Source organism: Campylobacter sp. JMF_06 NA1 (assembly GCF_027737785.1).
In the GTDB taxonomy this organism is placed as follows: Bacteria; Campylobacterota; Campylobacteria; order Campylobacterales; family Campylobacteraceae; genus Campylobacter_B.
Window position 1 is genome coordinate 19,371 of sequence record NZ_JAOVUA010000004.1, and the last position, 17,568, is coordinate 36,938.

Here is a 17,568-nt window from a genome sequence, read left to right on the forward strand (position 1 = left end):
ATGGAAATTTTAATCAACAATATCGGAACAATCGCGGTTTTAGTGGTGCTTGGCGGGCTTTTGTTTTTGGCAGCAAGAAGCTTTGCGAAAAACAAAAATTCCTGCAACAAATGCGAGGGCTGCGGCTGCAACAACCCGCAAGAGTGCAAAAAAGACGAGTGAGGGTGGTTTCGCCTTTGCAAGGCGCGCTTGGCGCGAACCTATGAACCCTGCGCCTGATTTGTCATTGTGCGGTAATCAAAGCGCAAATTTTGCTAAATCTGTCATTAGGGGAATTTTTGCGAAGCAAAAATTCGTGGCAATCTACGACTTTAAAATTCCAAAATGCAAATTTCGTGTCATTGCGAAATTTTAGTAATAAAATTGAAGCGATAAACTCGCTAATTGCTACCATAGAAGTAAAATCAGAGCTACAAGCTCACATACTAAAATCAAATTTTACGCTTAAAAAGCTTGGCTTAATCACAAGCCAAAGCAAAGCGTGTGAGTAGGTGGGGAAATGGGAAATTTAGATAATAAGCAAAAATTAGATGAAAATGTAAATTACGATACCTTATTTTCATTAAAAATTCTTTTATTGTATGTTGTGTTTGCAAGTCATATTTTTATTTTGCCAAATGATATTTTAGATAAATTTCCTTTTTTAAATTCGTATGTTGAATTTATGAAAGAGAATTTTGAGATTATAAAGCAAATATCTATAAGAACTACAAATTTTCAACAAGCTGGAACGCTTTGGGGTGCAAATATGCTTATTATTTGCTGTGTATTTTGTGTTCCGCTTGCCTATGATTTTTTCGTTAGTGCTAAGTGTAATTCAAATTTTTTACTTGATAGTATTAGGCAAGAAAAATTATTTTTTCTATCTTGTTATATCATTATTTTGCTTTTAATAGAATATAAATTTTGTAGTGTCGCTTTTAGTGGCGATTTGTTTGACACACAAATACGGTTGGGTAAAAATACGGAAGCCATAAATTCCAAATTTGGTTTATTTTTTAAGGGTGGAGCACTTTATGCTCTTATGTCTGTTTGGACTGCAATGTGTTTAACATTCACATATTTTTTTATAAATATAACATTTAAAAAATTTAAAAATTTAATAACAAAATTCAATGCAAAGGATAAAAAATAAAATTTAGAAAATTCAATTTTTAATAAAGGAGTAAGTTATGGTTAGCATAGAAAAAGCTAAACAAATTTTGGGTATTGCAGCAAGGCTACTAGTGAGCTAAACAAGGCAGAATAAAGATTATAAATTTTGATAAATTTTAAAAATTCTCTAAATTTTGCACGCGCAGATTGCTTCGTCAAGGCTTGCGCCTTTTCTCGCAATGACAACAGGGGCGCAAATTATCTATTTTTCACCAGATTAATTCGCTCTTTGAAATCAGGCATAATCCTAGCTATAAAGTCGTAAAATTCGCGCCTGTGGTGCGCAAAGATGAGGTGAGTTAGCTCGTGAAGCACGACATAATGGATAAAGCGCAAATCTTTTTCGACCAATTTTAGCGACAAATTTATGTAGCCCTTCGTGCTGTTGCAGCTGCCCCAGCGAGTTTTCATATCGCGCACGACTAGGCGATGGACGGGCTTTTGCACGAACGGCAAGTAGAGTTTAATCAAATCTTTGTATAAATTTAACGCCAAAAATTTCTTAAATTTCGCAAATTCTATCTCGCTTACGCAGTAAATTTCGTTTCCGCAAACGGCGATTTTGCCATTAAATTTCGTCAAATTTTGCGCCAAAATTTCGTTTGGCGTGGCTGGCGTGGCTGGCGTGGCTGGCGTGGCTGGCGTGGCTGGCGTGGCGGACTGGGCTGACTGGGCGTTCGTGGCGTTCGTGTTTGGCGTGGCGCTAGGCGCAGTATCACTCGCAAAATTTGCGTCAAATTTTAGCGCACTACCACTCGCGCCACTCTCGCAAAATTTCGGCGCAGTATCGCCACCGCTAAAATTTTGCGCACTAAATTTCGGCGCAGTATCCCACAAATCCGCGAATTTCTCGCCAAATTTCAGCTCATAAATTTGCCCTAAAATTTCACTCTCGTTTTCTTTTAAAGCCAAATTTTCGTATTTTGCCAAGGTTTTTTCAATCCATGCTTTGTGCGAGGCGATAAACTCTCTGGCTCGCTCCACGCTCCAAAACCACGGCACGCTAGCGCGCACGGCGCAATCAGGGCTAATGCGAATCCTAGCGTATTTGACGCGCTTGAAACTAGCCACGACGCAAATTCCGCCCAAATTTAGACTAATCGTTTGCTCTGCCATTTTTTGCTAATCCACCGCCAAGTATTCGCCCCGCCTCTGAGCCACTCATCGCACAAAAACCCAATCCAAACGCCCAAAATCCCGATTCCAAGCGAAATGCCTAAAAAATACCCCGCTGGAAGCGACACGCCCCACATAAATATTAACCCCATTAAAAACGGAAATCTCGCATCGCCACTGGCGCGCAAGGCATTTACGAAAACGATATTGAAAGTGCGCCCAAGCTCTAAGATTATCGTTAGATAAAACAGCGGCCGCATGATTTCTTTGTGCGCCCCACCCAGATTTAGCACGCTCATGATTAGCTCGCGCGCGAAAAAGACAACCGCGATGAAAAACGCCGTGACGATTAGACCGATTTTTAGCGCGTGAAAGGTGTGCGAATACGCGCGTTCTGGCTCTTTTGCGCCCACTAGGCGACCTACGATGACCTCGTTTGCCATGCTAATGGCACTTCCGCCAAAGAAAATAAAGCTTGAAATCTGAAAATAAATCGTCTGCACCGTAAGACTTGCCTCGCCCATACTCGCTACAAAGGCAAAGGCGACTAGATATTGCGTGATCCAAAGCAGATTTTCCCCCGCGCTCGGCAATCCCACGGATAAAATTTTGCGTAAAATTTCAAATTTTATTTTCAAAAACATTGAAAAGTAAAATTTCAGTTTTATGATTTTTACGGCAATTAGCGCGAAAAGTATCACGCCCACAATCCGCCCGATAATCGTGCTAATTCCCACGCCAAAAAGCCCGTAAAATGGCAGTCCAAAGGGCTGGAAGAGTGCGATAAAATTTCCCACTAGCGTGATGATATTCATCGTCACGGAGATGATGATTATGTAGTTTGCATAGCCATACACGCGAATTATCGCGCTAAAAACTATCGCCACAGCGTCGATTGCAAAGACAATGCTAATGATTTTTAGATAAATCGTGCTATCGGCAAGTAGTTCGCTTGGCACTTGCAAGGCACGGAGCAAAAGCGTGGCGCACGAAAATACAAAAACCCCGCTAAGTCCGCCGATTAGGGCGTTAAAGGTAATACTAGTATGTATTGCGCGCAGGGCTAAAATTTTATTCCTAGCCCCCAGAGCTTGGGCGACCACGACCGAGCAACCCACAGCCAAAAACCCAAAAACCGTGATAAAAAGCAAAAATACCTGATTGCCAGCGCCCAGTGCGCCTACGAGCCTGACATCGACAAGGCTTATCATGTAGGTGTTAATCAGCGCCGTAACTAGGCGCAAAAACATATCCGCATAGATTGCTAGGCTTAGTTTTGTTAGTGAAATTTCCTTCATTGATTCTCTTTTTTTAAAATAAGAAGTGCATTTTAGCGAAAAATTCATAGATTAAATTTAGAAATTATTCAAATTTAATATTTTTTTTACTACAATCGACAAATTTTATCTATAAAGGCAAATTTTGGCATTAGTTGATTTGATTGATGTAGTTAAAAAATTCGGTTCAAACACTGTCCTTGACGGCGTGAATTTCAGCCTGAGCTCTGGCGAGAGAGTCGCAATCATCGGCAAAAACGGCGGCGGAAAATCTACGCTGATGAAAATCATCGCCGGTGAGTATGAAATCGACGGCGGTAGGGTAATCACGCAAAACGGCATAAATATCCAAATGCTAGAACAAAGTCCGAAATTTGACGATAATCTCTCGGTCAAAGACGCCCTAAAACGCGAACTCAAAGAAATCTACGATGCCATTGATGAATACAACCAAATTTTAGAACAAATCTCAAACGACCCCCAAAATGAAGCACTTCTAACCCGCCAAAATGAGCTAAATAAATTTATCGACGCCAAAGACGGCTGGAATATCGACAATAAAATCGAGCGAATTTTGGAGCATTTTGGGCTTAAAATTTACGAAAACCGCTCGGCTTGCACGCTAAGCGGGGGCGAAATTCGCCGCGTGGCACTTGGTGCGCTGGTGCTAAAAAAGCCAGATATTTTGCTACTCGATGAGCCGACAAACCACCTTGATGTCTATATGGTGAGATTTTTGGAGGATATGCTTTTAAATTCGAAGCAAACCATACTTTTCATCTCGCACGATCGCTATTTCATCGACAAACTTGCGACCAGAAGTATCGAGATAGAGGAAGGCAAACTAAGCTTTTTTGATGGCGGATACGAAAACTATCTAAGGCGCAAACAAGAAATTTTAGCTAGCTTGCAAAAATCCCACGAAACGCTTTTAAAACAGCTAAAATACGAAGAAGAGTGGCTTCATCGTGGCGTAAAAGCGCGCCTCAAACGCGACGAGGGTCGCAAAGCCCGCGTGCTAGCCATGAGAGAAGAAGCCAAAAAAAATCCGGGCGTGATAAGGCGCGTGAAATTGGAGCTTGAACGCGCTAGTAGGAATTTCAACGGCACAGGTGGCGAGAACCGCAAAAAAATGCTTTTCGAGTGCAAAAATGTAAGCAAAATTTTAAACGGGAAGGACCTTTTTAAGGGCTTTTCGGCTAGGGTTTTGCAAGGGGAAAGAATTGGCATAGTCGGCGCAAACGGCGCAGGTAAATCCACACTAATAAAAATGCTGATTGGCAAAACCCGCATTGACGGGGGCGAGATCAAAAGGGGCGACATCAAAATCGGCTATTTTGATCAGGCTAGGTCTGAAATTTCAGGCGATAAGAGTTTGATTGAGATTTTTTGCCCAAACGGCGGAGATCACATTATGGTGCGCGGACATTATATGCATGTTTATGGCTATCTTAAAAATTTCTTATTTCCAAAAGAATTTTTGGATAAACCAGTCAGCGTGCTAAGTGGTGGCGAAAAAAACCGCGTCGCCCTTGCCAAGCTTTTTACTGAGCAATACGACTGCCTTATTTTAGACGAGCCGACGAACGATTTAGATATCGCTACAATCAACATTTTGGAAGATTATTTGCTCAGCTTCGAAGGGGCTGTGATTATCGTAAGCCACGATAGATATTTCATCGACAAAATCACAAACAAGCTCTGGGCGTTTGAAAAGGGCAAAATCGAGCAGATTTACATACCATACAGCGAGTATTTGGAGTATGAAGACGAGATAAAAGACCTTGAAATTTATGAAAGCGAGGTCGCTTCTAGCGCGAGGGATACTGCGCCCGAAATCAAAGAAAATAAAAAAGAAAAAACCGCCACTACCAAACTTAGCTACAAACAAAACAAAATTTTAGAAGAATACCCAGCCAAAATCGAAGAGATAGAAAATAGAATAAAAGAGCTAAATCACGCTCTTTCAACCCCTGAAATTTACCAGCAAATCGGGCTTCAACCGCTTTTTGAAGAGCTCGAAGAGAAAAAGGGCGCACTAAATCAAATGGAAAACGAATATTTCGAGGTGCTCTCGCTGGCTGAAAATTTAAAATAGGAAAATTTATGCTTTATTTTTTGATAATCATTTATATAATTTACACGATTTATAAAATTTCATTAGCCCTTTTACAGCTAAATTTCATCAAGGAAAACGCCAAAAAACCAGCCGTGATTTTAAGCGAAGCAGACTATCAAAAGGCTGGAATTGTAAGCGTTACAAATCTGAAATTTGAAATTTTTAGCCTTGCGTTTGGGCTTTTGGTCGCAATTTTTTGGATTTGTTATGGTGCGGGTGCGTTGCAGGAATTTATCTACGCTAAATTTGGCGCAAATGGCGCAAATGGCGCAATTTTGGAGGGCGGCGCGAGTATCCTAATCCAAAGCGTTTTTGTTTTGGCTTTCATCATACTTGGCGGGGTGATTGATTTGCCGTTTGAAATTTACGCTACTTTTGTCAAAGACAAAAAACTAGGATTTTCCACAATCACGCCTAAAATTTTCATCGCTGATAAGCTAAAAGCCCTTGCGCTCACGCTAATTTTTGGCTTTTTGGTGGTTTTTGCGCTAGTTTTTTGCGTGCAAAATTTGGGGCAGTTTTGGTGGGTGTATGGGTTTGGATTTTCGTTTGGGCTGATTTTGCTGATAAATTTGATTTATCCCACACTAATCGCGCCGCTGTTTAACAAAATGTCGCCACTAGCTGAGGGCGAGTTAAAATCGCAAATCGAGATTTTGCTGGGCAAATGTGGCTTTAAAAGTAGTGGCGTTTTCGTCATCGATGCAGGCAAGCGCGACAACCGCTTAAATGCGTATTTTGGCGGACTTGGGGCGAGTAAAAAGGTCGTGCTTTTTGACACTCTGATAAAAAAGCTAAGCCAGAGCGAAATTTTGGCAGTTTTGGGACATGAACTAGGGCATTTCAAGCACGGCGATATACTCAAAAATATCGCGCTTGGGGCGTTTATGCTGATTGTGATTTTTGGCGTGTTTGGAAATCTGGCTACAAAAGGGGTTTTTGACGCGCTAAATTTAGTGCGTGACGGCGGTGCGACGCTGATTTTTATCATGCTGTTTTTGCCGATTTTGCAGAGTTTTTTAGAGCCTGTGATGTCGAAATTTAGCCGTATGCACGAGTTTGGCGCAGATAAATTCGGCGCAGATAATGCGAGTAAAAATGATATGATTAGCGCACTTAAAAAACTTGGTAGCGAAAACAAAACTTTTCCGATTTCTCACCCACTTTACAGCGCGATTTACCACTCGCACCCGAGCCTGTATGAGCGTATCAAGGAGCTAGAATGAAAATTTTCGAGGCGTTAAAATGGGCGCACGGCAGGACAAATTCTAGGTATGTTTCAAGGGAGCTTTTGAAATTTAGCGAAAATTTAAGCAACGAAGAGTTTGTAATGCTCTTTAACCACGCTATGCGAAATGAGGAAAAATTTCGCCAAAGTGTCGAAATTTACGCTTCTGGCGTGCCACTTGAATACATCACAAACAAGTGCAAATTTTTCGATTTTGAGTTTTTCGTCGATGAGCGGGTGCTGATACCTCGCTTTGAGACTGAAATTTTGGTCGATAAGGCTTTTAGCGTGGCTCATCTTTTCAAAACTCCGCGCATTTGCGAGGTCGGCACTGGAAGTGGGATAATCTCGATTTGCCTTAAAAAATTTTTCCCAGACGCGCAAATTACCGCCACTGATATCAGTGAAAGCGCGCTTGAAGTAGCGCGCAAAAACGCCCAAAATTTGGGTGTGGATATTGAATTTGTGCATTGCGAATACCTAAGCGGAGTGCAGGGGGATTTCGATATCGTCGTATCAAATCCGCCATATATCGCCTCCTCGTATAAGCTCGATGAGAGAGTGCTAAAAGAGCCAAATTTGGCGCTAATCGGCGGCGAGAAGGGCGATGAGAAGCTAAAAAAACTAATATTTTTAAGCGAAAATCGCACGAAATATCTGCTTTGCGAAATGGGGTATGATCAAAAGCAAAGCATGCAAGAAACGCTAAGCGAGCATGGATTTGCCTTTGAATTTTACAAAGATTTGGCTGGGTTTGATCGCGGATTTGTCGCAAGGAAAATGAATTAATGCAGGGCTCAAAACTTCATAGATTGCTTTGCTACAAGGCGTTTGGTTACAGGTATATCGACGCTGGAATCCTTGCTAGTGGCGAGAGATTTTTTAGCGATATTGATAGCCTTTCGCACAGCGTGCAAAACTGCGCGCTGTGCGAACTATCCAAAACACGCACCCACGCCATGGTGCCTTATGGCGATAAAAACGCCAAAATAATGGTAATCTCTCAGTGCCCAACGCACGCAGAAGATGAGAGCGGTGAGCCATTTAGCGGGAATTTGGGCGAGAAATTTAGGGCTAGTTTGAAGGAGCTTTGCGGTTTGGAAATCGACGAAATTTACGCGTCGTATCTGATAAAATGCGCCCTAAATTTAAATAAAAAACTCACCTCTGAAATCATACTCAAATGCGCTCCCTACGCTATCGACGAGATTAAAATAATTCGTCCCAAAGTCGTGCTTTGCCTTGGCGAGCTGTGCGCTAAAATTTTGCTTAAAAACAACAACCTCCCAGATATCAGGCTGATTCACGGCACGCCATTTCGCGAGGGCGGGATTACCTTTATACCGACATTTGATCTAAATTTCCTAAGCCAAAACCCAAGCCAAATTCCACTTTTCCACGATGATTTGCGCAAAATAAAGGAATTTTTGTGAGAGCGATTTTTGCGCTTTTAATTGCTGTTTTTTGCTTGGCGCAGGAGAGTGAGGGCGAAAATATTTCGCTAAAAGATCTAAATTTTACGATAAGCGATGATGAAAATTCTAGCATTGAAATTTTATTTGAGGGCGAGGATTTTATCCAAAAAAGCCTAGATGAGGGATACACGCTCTGGGACCCAGACAGCGAGAAAGGCGAGGTGTATAATCTCGTGGCAAATGCGATGAGCGCAACGATTGAAAATTCGCAAAATTCGGGCTTTAAAGTGGGTGTTTTAATGGCGCAAAATATCCTTGGCTCGCGCGCAGATAGCATTGCAAATGCGCTTTTGGCATTTGTGAGCGAGAGAAATTTGCAGGCGAATTTGCGCTTTTATTACATAGGAAATGAGAGCGAGGAGGGCATTATAGCGGCACTTGAAGCTATGGAGCGCGATAATGTCGCCCTCATAATCGCTCCCTTAAATAGATCTGGCGTGGATATCGTAGATGAAAACTCGCAGTATAGTAGTATGGTTTTTGTGCCGACGCTAAATCAAAATTTAAGCGGGTTTGTGTCGAATAATATATATTTTGGCGGTATTGATTACAGCGAGCAAATGCAGTATCTGCTGGGGCGTTTCGCTGAGAATTTATACGCTATCGGCGATGAGAGCGCGCTGTCGCAGGTGCTAAACGATATGGCGTTTGATAGTCGCAATATCGAGGAGTTTTACACGATTAAAAGCAACCGAAATGCGGTGTTTGATTTTGAGAGCGAATTGCCACAAAATGCGAATTTTATCCTAAATTTGCCTAGTTCTAAAATACTCTCCATAATCGGCGAAATTTCGCACAAAAAGCTAAACACGCAAAATCTGCTTGCCACGCAAGTGGGCTTTGACGGCGAGATTATCGGTGCGCTTCCAAGCGCGATTGGCGGGAAATTTTACCTTGCAAACTCCATTTCGCCGGTTTCAAACTCGCTTCTTCATCGCGCGCTTAGCCTTGGCGTGGATTTGCGCTACGAGTGGATTGCATACAGCGCGCTTAGCGGGTTTGACTATTTTTATTCAAATTTTGCATTAAACCGCTATGAACGGGCATTTAGCGAGGAATTTTACGATAACGGCCTTAGGTTTGATACCAAAATTTACGAGGTCGGCGAGGGTAAATTTCAAAAATTAAATTAAAATTTCAAATTTTTTTAGAAAAGAATTGCATGAAAAAGTATTTCAAAACACCTTTTTTAGGGCTTTCGTTTTTGTTTTTGCTCGCTGGTTGTGCGAGTAATCAACCCGCGTTAAACCAACCTACGCTAGATCAAATCAAATCTCGCGGAACTATCCTAGTGGGCGCTACTGGGGATTATAAACCGCTAAGTGTGCGCGAGCAAAACGGCACGCTATGGGGATTTGACATCGATATCGCAAAAGCTATCGCCAAGAAGCTTGGCGTGGAGCCCGAGTTCGTCGCTACTAGCTGGCCAAGTCTGAGTGATGATACGCAAGCAGAGCGCTTCGATATCGCTACTACCGGCATTACGATTAACGAAACACGCAAAAAAACTATGCTAATGAGCGATGGCTACCTTGCTAGCGGTAAGACGATTTTGTGCCGCAAGGGCGACGCAGCGAAATTCACAAGCTTAGAGAGTATCGATAAAAAGGTCGTTCGCGTGATGATAAACCCGGGCGGAACGAACGAGAAATTTGCGCGCGCAAATTTTAAAAACGCCAAAATCATCGTCCATAAGAAAAACGCCGAAATCCCAGCGCAAATCGCAAAAGGCGCAGCCGATGTGATGATCACAGAGACCACTGAGGCGCCGTATTATGTGGCAAACAACCCTAAACTAGCCGCTCCGCTGCTAGAAAGTCCATTTACGCGCGATGAAATCGGGGCTTTGATGTCGCAAAACAAGGGCGATTTGCAGAGCTTCGTAAATAAAGTAATCGCCGAGATGAAGGCAAATGGCGAGTTGAAAAAAATCACTGAAAAATATGGATTAGTTTATTCGTATTAAAATTTTAAAATTTCGGTTGCGAGGACTGCTTTTTGGTTTTCGCAACCGCTTTTAAAATTCCACGCTGAGGCAATCTTGGATACTGCGCCGAAATTTTAGTTGTAGTGTGGTAAGTTGCCTAGCGAAAATTTTGGTAACCTTATGGTGGGCAAGGATATCCACCCTACGATACTCAAAACTTAAAACTATTCCAATTGTTAGCATATTCAAGTGATTTTGATTGAAAATATGGCTTAATTTTCTCGTACTCTTTTTTACTAGAAGTATTTACAATGCTTTCTATAAAACCAGTGCAAAATGCCGTAGATATGTAATCATCGATATTTATTACGCCACTTTCTACAAATTCAAATATTTTCTTTTTATCTAATTCATCAAGCTCATCAAAAATTTTTATAGTAGTATTAGCAAACGAACTTAATATCCATAATAAACTAGGAATATATTGCATATCAAATGGAAAAATTTGTTCCATATAAGAGCTAAAATATTTCTTATGCTTTGATATAAAAAAATAAATATATTCTTCATATTTTCCCAAATCAGTTTCCATTAAGTGCATTATTTAAATCCTTTATATATTTTTGTGCAGCACCGTAGGGCGGGCATCCTTGCCCGCTGAATTTTATAAATTTATTAAATTTAATCATTTTTAATCCTTTATTTAACCTTTGTGGTGGGCAAGGTGCTCACCCTACGATACTTATTTCTTTTTCCTTTCTTCTTTGATTTGTTTTATCCACTCTTCTTGAAATTTCTCAGCTTCTTTAAATTCGTCTTGTTTTTCTTGTTCTTTTTCAAATTCGGCATAGTCTTGAAGTTTGCCACCACATTTAGGGCAAATCATATCTTTTGTGTCGGAAAAATTATAAACTTTCTTGCATTTTTTGCAGCGAGTGAATTCGGGATTTTTTGTTTTGTATTTGAAACCAAAAAATACAAAAAACAAACCTACAATTAAATAAAATAAAGATAATTCACTAGATGGCTCACGCCAACCGCTCATTTTTGTATGAGTTTTAAAACCAAGTGATGAAAATATTCCAAGAATTAATAATATTATTCCGCCAAATATCATTTGAAATTTCATTTAGATTTTTTATCCTTATTTGTTTCAATCTCAATTAGCACCGTAGCACCGTAGGGTGGGTATCCTTGCCCACCGAATTTTATATTTTTATCAAATTTTATTTTAGCCCCTTTAATTTTTTAAAATTTCAGACAGATAAAAGCAAGTTTTTATATTTTAAATTTGCAAAATTTAGCCCTGCCAAACCTCACAACCCCTTGAAAAACTCCACGATTTCATCGCTGAATTTCACAGGTTTGCCGTTTTGCAGGTATGCGACTCTGACATCTTGGGCGAAGATTAGCTCATCAAATTCGCGCCCATTTATATCTTTTAGTTTGTAGATCTTTTGCGTCAGCACCGCGCTTGCGTTTTTTAGCTCTTTGAGCGTGGTTTTGATTTCTAGTTCGTCGCCCAGCACCGCAGAGCGCAGGAATTTCGCCTGCAAATCGCTCACCACGAAATGCGAGTGCTCGCCAAAAAAACTCACGCCCGCACGCATTAGTGCCTCGCTTCTAGCCCGCTCGCAAAATTTTATGTAGTTTGCGTGATAGACGATGCCCTGCGCGTCGGTATCGTCGTAATAAATCCTAAATTTCATCGCCTCTGCCTATGCGCAAGTTTGGCACCATTTTTAGGAAAAACAGCACCGTTTGCGCGATTATCATTAGTTTGGCGCACCACTCGCTGGCTTTGTGGATTTGGGCGAATTCGGCTGTTTGTGTGCCTGCTTCGCCTAGCTTTTGCGCGTCAAGGATAAATTCCGTGAAATACAGCACGAAAAGTGTCGCTAAAATGAGGTTTATGAGCGCTAGCATAAGGGTTGAGAGTTTTAGGTTGAAGGGCTGGGATTTGTTGTTGTTGAAATTCACCATTTCAAAAATGAGGCAAATTATCGAAAACGGCATTAAAATGGCGTTGTATTTGACAAAAATCGCGCTCATCATCTGACCGCTTTGGAAGTGGCTAAGCACGCCCTCGCCAATGAGGCTTTGCGGGTAAAAAATCGTCGGAGCCACAAGCGCGCCAAGGCTAAGCTCGATACCGATGAGCGCGCCAAGAGCGAGGATATAAATCGAAAAAATCGCTTTCATAAAAATCCTTAAATTTGTAAATTTCGTAAATTTTGTAATTTCGCGCCATTATACCCTAAAATTTGTCTTTATTTGGAAATTTTGTGTAAATTCGGCTGAAATTTAGCCGAATTTTTCAAATTTTATCATTATTTAAGCAATGTTTAAATAAAATAATTTCTCTTTTTTCGTGGTTGGATAGCTCAGTCGGTAGAGCAGCAGACTGAAAATCTGCGTGTCGGCAGTTCGATTCTGCCTCTAACCACCACTTTTATTCAAATTTAAATCCCAAAATCAGTGAAATTTAGAAAGTGGTATTTCGGACACTTTCATACAAATCGCAAGATAAACCAAAAATTTAGCGCTCTTTATAATAAAATCGAAAAGATAAATTTGAAGCCAGGGGCGAATTTTGCGCCGAAATTTGCGAATTTGCCAGGCAGGATTACAGAGGCGATAGCGAAATTTTATGACGAGCCAAAATTTGCGGGTGAGTTTTTGCAAATTTTAGATAACGCCTGCAAAAACGGCGAAATTTCACCCGCGTGCAAAGATGAAATTTATCGTAGATTTTTAGCTGAGGAATTTTAGGCTAAATCTGAAAATTTGGGAAAATTTGCGTAAATTTCATGCAAATTTGAAACTAAATTTGTCAAATTTAACTCCAAAATTCACGCTAAATTTTCCCCAAATTCACCCAAATTTTACCCTGCAAATTCCTCGTTTAAAAACTCCCCTGTATATGAGCGCGTTTTTTTGTAGTTTTTCGCCAGCTGTTTTGGTGTGCCTTGCGCTACGATTTTTCCGCCACCATCGCCGCCCTCTGGCCCCATATCTATGAGATAGTCGCAGTTTTTGATGATGTCCATATTATGCTCGATGACAAAAACTGAATTTCCCAAATCCACGAGGTGATGAAGCACCTGCACTAGCCTATCGACATCGGCGAAGTGTAGGCCAGTGGTCGGCTCATCGAGGATATAAAGTGTATTGCCGGTATCTGTGCGACTTAGCTCTTTTGCGAGTTTGACGCGCTGAGCCTCGCCTCCGCTTAGCGTGGTTGCAGGCTGACCTAGCGCGATATAGCCAAGGCCGACATCTTGGAGGGTTTTTAGCTTTTGGTGTATTTTTGGCACAGCTTTGAAAAACTCCAACGCCTCGTCGATACTCATCGCCAAAACCTCGGCGATATTTTTGTTTTTGTAGTAAATTTCAAGCGTCTGGGCGTTGTAGCGCGAACCACCGCATGCGTCGCAAACCACGCTGATATCGGGCAAAAAGTGCATTTCGATTTTGATTTCGCCCTCTCCTGCGCATTTTTCGCAACGCCCGCCCTTGACATTGAAGCTAAATCGCCCGATTTTATACCCCCTCATCATCGCCTCTTTTGTCTGCGCAAAGAGCGCGCGGATCTCGTCCATGACGCCAGTGTAAGTGGCTGGATTGGAGCGTGGGGTGCGACCGATTGGGCTTTGGTCTAGGTAGATGACCTTGTCTAAATTTTGCAGGCCTGAAATTTTGGCATTTTTTATAATTTTTACATTTCTGGCGCGGTTAAGTTCCTCTAATGCCGCTGGCAGGATTGTTTGAAGCACGAGTGAGCTTTTGCCGCTGCCACTAACTCCGGTAATTCCGACTAAATTTCGCAAAGGAAATTTTGCGCTTAGGTCGTGGATATTGTTGATTTCGACATTTTTTATGCTTAACCACTCTTTTTGCGGGCGGTTTTTTTGGTAATCAATCGTTTTGTGATTGTTCATATATAGCGCGGTTTGCGTGTCGCTTTTAAGCAGATTTTCCACGCTTCCGCTAAATACGACCTCGCCGCCGTATTTACCAGCCCCGGGTCCGATATCTACGACGAAATCTGCTTGTTGTATGGTTTTTTTGTCGTGTTCGACGACGATTACGGAATTTCCCTTTTGCTGTAAATTTCGAAGCGTATTGATTAGCTTTTGTGTATCGCGCTCGTGAAGCCCGATACTAGGCTCATCAAGCACATACATTACGCCACTAAGCCCACTTCCAATCTGGCTAGCTATTCGGATTCGTTGCGCCTCGCCACCGCTGATTGTGCGTGCATCGCGCCCAAGGGTCAGGTATCCAAGACCTACATCGTTTAAGAAAAATAGCCTTTCGTTGATTTCTTTTAAAATCGGAGCCGCGATTTGCGCCTCTTGTGTGCTAAAATGGGCGAAATTTTTCTCATCGCCAAAGAATTTGACATTTTCTTCTATGCTCGTTCGCACCACTTCGCCAAGCCCTTTGCTAGCGACTTTTACAGCTAGACTTTGGGGTTTTAGGCGCAGTCCGCCACAAGCAGAGCAGGTTTTTTCGCTCATATATTCGTCTAAATCGTTTTCGTTTTTTAGCAAATCATAGGCGTATTTTATCGCGCCCTCGAATTTACGCATTAGCTTGTGCGATTTCCAATAAAACGGCACCTCTTTCGCGCTTCCGTATAAAATGAGCTGTTTTTGTGCCTCGTCAAGCTCGGCGTATGGGACATCTGTGGGGATATCGTTTGAGGCGCAAAATCCGAGCAAAAATTTATAATAATAGCTTTTGTTAAACCCTGACATTACCTTAATCGCGCCGTTTTCGATAGAATTTGCCTCGTTTATGATTTTAGCTAAATCTAGGCTAAATTTAATCCCAAGCCCGTCGCACTCTTCGCACGCACCTTTTGGGCTGTTGAAGCTAAAAGTCAGCGGTTCAAGCGGTGTAAATGAAATTTTACAATCAAAGCACGCCATGTGTTCGCTGTAATGGATATGATCGTGCGCAAGCCCGAATTCATCGGCATTTGCGATATCTATTTCAACCTCGCCAAAGCTAAGTTTTAAGGAATTTTCGATGTCGCTTGCGATTCGCGTGGTGTTTTCTTCGCTGATACTGACGCGGTCGATGACGACTTTAATCGTGTGTTTTTTGGTTTTGGCTAGTTCGATTTCTTCGTCAAGTCTGACTAAAACGCCGTCAATCTGGGCTCTGACATAGCCTTTGTTTCGCATATCTTCGATCAAATCAGCAAAAGTGCCCTTTTTTTCGCGCACGAGCGGGGCAGAAATTGAAATTTTCGCGCCATTTGGGAGTTTCATAACCTCGGCAATGATATCAGATGAGCTCATTTTAGAGATTGGTTTGCCACATTGGTGGCAGTGTTGCACGCCCGTTCTAGCGTAAAGCAAGCGCAAATAATCGTAAATTTCAGTTATCGTGCCCACGGTCGAGCGCGGGTTTTTGGAGGTGGTTTTTTGATCTATCGCGATCGCAGGAGTTAGGCCGTCGATTTTGTCGATATCTGGCTTGCCAACCCTGTCTAAAAACTGCCTAGCATACGCCGAAAGGCTCTCTACATAGCGTCTTTGCCCCTCGGCATAGAGTGTATCAAAGGCTAGCGTGGATTTGCCAGAGCCGCTAAGCCCCGTAAAAACGACTAATTTATTTTTTGGAATTTTCAAATTTATATTTTTTAGGTTGTGTTCTCTTGCGCCGATAATTGTGATTTTATCGTTCATTTTAGCCTCTTTTTTGTGAAAATTAACCTTTAATTATATCTTAAAATTCTTTGAAAGAGTTTGCAAAAACGCTTAAATTTCAGCCATGTTTGATATAATTTTGAAAAATCAAAATTTAATGGATAAAAATGAAAAAAGTTTTAATCATAGCAAGTGGCGATTTCGCGCGCCATTTTTTAAATAGAATTTACAAATCCAAAGATGTTATCCACGAATACTTCATCATCGCAAAAGACAGCTCCTGCGTGCCTGAGGGGATTTTGGGTATGCAAAATTTCAGCGTGGAGATTTTCGATCCTACAAGCATAGAAAGGCTAAAATTAGTAGTAAATCAGGGCGAATTCGATAGGTGTATAATGATAATGGACATTGAATTTGACGCTAGGGTGAGTCTGAATAATCTTAAAGAAATTGCGCCGAATTTGGAAATTTATCTCGCTGATTTTTGGGATTTGGTGCAAGAGTATAAAGAAGAAAAGCATATTAAAATTTTAAATGTTTTATCGCTAAATTCATCTCGTTTTATGGGTTGTTTGCCAGATAGCCCGGTTTTTGCGCAGTATGTAGGGCTTGGTAGAGGCGAGATAATGGAGGTAAAAATCCCAGTGGGAAGCTCGTTTGCCTATCGCAAGGTAGGCACTCTAAGCTCGAAGCGATACAAAATCCCGATGATTTATCGCCACAACACCTACATAATCACCACGAAAAGCACGGTGATTTATCCAAACGATACAATTTTGGTCGTGGGCGAGCCAAGTGCCTTGCGCGCGGTTTTTGCGCAGGTCAAACAGCAAAACGGCCAGTTTCCATCGCCATTTGGGATAAATATTTATGCGCTAATTGATATGAAGGAAATGAACGAGAGCTCGATTTATAAGACGCTAAGAGCGGTGGAGTATCTAGATAGCAGGCTCCAAAATCACAAAATTTGCATTAGGGTGGTAAATCCCAAAATTTCGCCTAGTTTCGAGGAGATTAAGGCCAAAAGCGATGATGAAAAATTTGAAATTTTAATTGATTATAAAGAGAAAAATATCTCGAATTTAAACGGCGATGTGAGCGAAAATAAGGCTGGTTTGGTCGTGTGCGTGAGGGAGATTTTCGAAAAAAATAAAGCCTATTTGCAAAGTCTTGGCGTGCCGATTTTAAGCCTAGGGCAGAGCGAGTTAGAGGCGATAAAACGCAGTGTGGTGGTAAATGGCGGAGCGAATATGGACGAGGAATCAAGCGTGGTTTTTGATATCAGCTCGCAGCTTGGTATGAATATTCACCTGTATATTTTTAACGAAAACGGTGGCAAGGGTGGCGAGTTTGTGCAAAATTATCTAAATTTGTCAAAGCTTTTCTCAAAAGAGCTCATAATCCACGATGATATGAGCAAAAACCCATTAATCGAGCTTAGCTCAGAGAGTGATTTCTTGCAGTTTGTGCCATTTAGTGATAAAATTTTAGCCCCGAAATCGACAGCGATTTTCAAAAAAGACCTTGACAAAATGTATTTCAAACTAAGCCACAATCACCAAATTTTTCTTCCATGCGATATGGGGTAAAAAAATGCAAAATTTATGC

Annotated in this window: 18 protein-coding genes and 1 tRNA gene; 12 read left to right on the plus strand and 7 right to left on the minus strand. The window is 41.5% G+C overall.

The annotated features are described in order from the left end of the window. The 3 genes from OFO07_RS05305 (at position 1) to OFO07_RS05315 (ending at position 1,135) form a co-directional block, all read left to right on the plus strand. Positions 1 to 162 carry a FeoB-associated Cys-rich membrane protein gene (locus tag OFO07_RS05305; RefSeq protein ID WP_270869759.1) on the plus strand — a complete coding sequence of 54 codons (162 nt, stop codon included), beginning with the start codon at positions 1 to 3 and terminating at the stop codon, positions 160 to 162. 179 nt (positions 163 to 341) lie between these two features. Then, positions 342 to 491 (plus strand): hypothetical protein, encoded by a 150-nt coding sequence (locus OFO07_RS05310; RefSeq protein ID WP_270871197.1) that lies wholly within the window; start codon positions 342 to 344, stop codon positions 489 to 491. Between the two features lie 8 nt (positions 492 to 499). After that, complete coding sequence (locus OFO07_RS05315; RefSeq protein ID WP_270871198.1) at positions 500 to 1,135, plus strand: hypothetical protein; 636 nt, start codon at positions 500 to 502, stop codon at positions 1,133 to 1,135. A 218-nt stretch (positions 1,136 to 1,353) separates the two neighbouring features. On the opposite strand, the gene OFO07_RS05320 is transcribed toward OFO07_RS05315, so the two are convergent. Further along, positions 1,354 to 2,271 (minus strand): M48 family metallopeptidase, encoded by a 918-nt coding sequence (locus OFO07_RS05320; RefSeq protein WP_270871199.1) that lies wholly within the window; start codon positions 2,269 to 2,271, stop codon positions 1,354 to 1,356. Beyond that, a complete protein-coding gene (locus OFO07_RS05325; protein WP_270871200.1) occupies positions 2,247 to 3,569 on the minus strand; it encodes an MATE family efflux transporter in 1,323 nt (440 codons plus the stop codon). The genes OFO07_RS05320 and OFO07_RS05325 overlap by 25 nt, the downstream gene beginning before the upstream one ends. A 124-nt stretch (positions 3,570 to 3,693) precedes the next feature. On the opposite strand from OFO07_RS05325, the gene abc-f reads away from it, so the two are divergent. From abc-f to OFO07_RS05355, 6 genes are read left to right on the plus strand one after another with little or no spacing between them, the layout of a single operon-like run. Continuing rightward, on the plus strand, positions 3,694 to 5,646 hold the full coding sequence (gene abc-f / locus OFO07_RS05330) for a ribosomal protection-like ABC-F family protein (protein ID WP_270871201.1): 1,953 nt from the start codon (positions 3,694 to 3,696) through the stop codon (positions 5,644 to 5,646). Between the two features lie 8 nt (positions 5,647 to 5,654). Further along, entirely contained in the window at positions 5,655 to 6,893 is a 1,239-nt protein-coding gene (locus OFO07_RS05335; RefSeq protein WP_270871202.1) for a M48 family metallopeptidase, read from the plus strand. Then, positions 6,890 to 7,684 carry a peptide chain release factor N(5)-glutamine methyltransferase gene (prmC, locus tag OFO07_RS05340; RefSeq protein ID WP_270862343.1) on the plus strand — a complete coding sequence of 265 codons (795 nt, stop codon included), beginning with the start codon at positions 6,890 to 6,892 and terminating at the stop codon, positions 7,682 to 7,684. The genes OFO07_RS05335 and prmC overlap by 4 nt, the downstream gene beginning before the upstream one ends. Further along, the gene (locus OFO07_RS05345; RefSeq protein WP_270871203.1) at positions 7,684 to 8,328 is read left to right on the plus strand and encodes a uracil-DNA glycosylase; all 645 of its coding nucleotides are present in this window, start codon (positions 7,684 to 7,686) and stop codon (positions 8,326 to 8,328) included. The genes prmC and OFO07_RS05345 overlap by 1 nt, the downstream gene beginning before the upstream one ends. After that, positions 8,325 to 9,503, plus strand: coding sequence for a hypothetical protein (locus tag OFO07_RS05350; RefSeq protein ID WP_270871204.1), 1,179 nt, complete (start codon positions 8,325 to 8,327; stop codon positions 9,501 to 9,503). Before OFO07_RS05345 ends, OFO07_RS05350 begins: the two co-directional genes overlap by 4 nt. Positions 9,504 to 9,532: 29 nt before the next feature. Beyond that, a complete protein-coding gene (locus OFO07_RS05355) occupies positions 9,533 to 10,336 on the plus strand; it encodes a transporter substrate-binding domain-containing protein (protein WP_270871205.1) in 804 nt (267 codons plus the stop codon). Between the two features lie 172 nt (positions 10,337 to 10,508). On the opposite strand, the gene OFO07_RS05360 is transcribed toward OFO07_RS05355, so the two are convergent. The 4 genes from OFO07_RS05360 to OFO07_RS05375 form a co-directional block, all read right to left on the minus strand. Further along, a complete protein-coding gene (locus OFO07_RS05360; RefSeq protein ID WP_270871206.1) occupies positions 10,509 to 10,898 on the minus strand; it encodes a DUF7674 family protein in 390 nt (129 codons plus the stop codon). 141 nt (positions 10,899 to 11,039) lie between these two features. After that, positions 11,040 to 11,426, minus strand: a complete 387-nt coding sequence (locus OFO07_RS05365; protein ID WP_270871207.1) for an adenylate kinase — start codon at positions 11,424 to 11,426, stop codon at positions 11,040 to 11,042. A gap of 187 nt (positions 11,427 to 11,613) precedes the next feature. After that, positions 11,614 to 12,006: a YbgC/FadM family acyl-CoA thioesterase gene (locus OFO07_RS05370; RefSeq protein WP_270865513.1), complete on the minus strand. Its 393-nt coding sequence runs from the start codon at positions 12,004 to 12,006 to the stop codon at positions 11,614 to 11,616. After that, entirely contained in the window at positions 11,996 to 12,499 is a 504-nt protein-coding gene (locus OFO07_RS05375) for a DUF4149 domain-containing protein (RefSeq protein WP_270871208.1), read from the minus strand. The genes OFO07_RS05370 and OFO07_RS05375 overlap by 11 nt, the downstream gene beginning before the upstream one ends. A 171-nt stretch (positions 12,500 to 12,670) precedes the next feature. Between OFO07_RS05375 and OFO07_RS05380 the strand changes: the two genes are divergently transcribed. Further along, positions 12,671 to 12,746, plus strand: a tRNA-Phe gene (locus OFO07_RS05380). Between the two features lie 29 nt (positions 12,747 to 12,775). Then, a complete protein-coding gene (locus OFO07_RS05385) occupies positions 12,776 to 13,069 on the plus strand; it encodes a hypothetical protein (RefSeq protein ID WP_270871209.1) in 294 nt (97 codons plus the stop codon). 113 nt (positions 13,070 to 13,182) lie between these two features. Here the strand turns inward: OFO07_RS05385 and uvrA are convergent, their stop codons facing one another. Then, positions 13,183 to 15,999: an excinuclease ABC subunit UvrA gene (gene uvrA, locus OFO07_RS05390; protein WP_270871210.1), complete on the minus strand. Its 2,817-nt coding sequence runs from the start codon at positions 15,997 to 15,999 to the stop codon at positions 13,183 to 13,185. A gap of 128 nt (positions 16,000 to 16,127) precedes the next feature. Between uvrA and OFO07_RS05395 the strand changes: the two genes are divergently transcribed. Further along, positions 16,128 to 17,549 carry a TrkA C-terminal domain-containing protein gene (locus tag OFO07_RS05395; protein WP_270871211.1) on the plus strand — a complete coding sequence of 474 codons (1,422 nt, stop codon included), beginning with the start codon at positions 16,128 to 16,130 and terminating at the stop codon, positions 17,547 to 17,549. Positions 17,550 to 17,568: the final 19 nt, after the last annotated feature.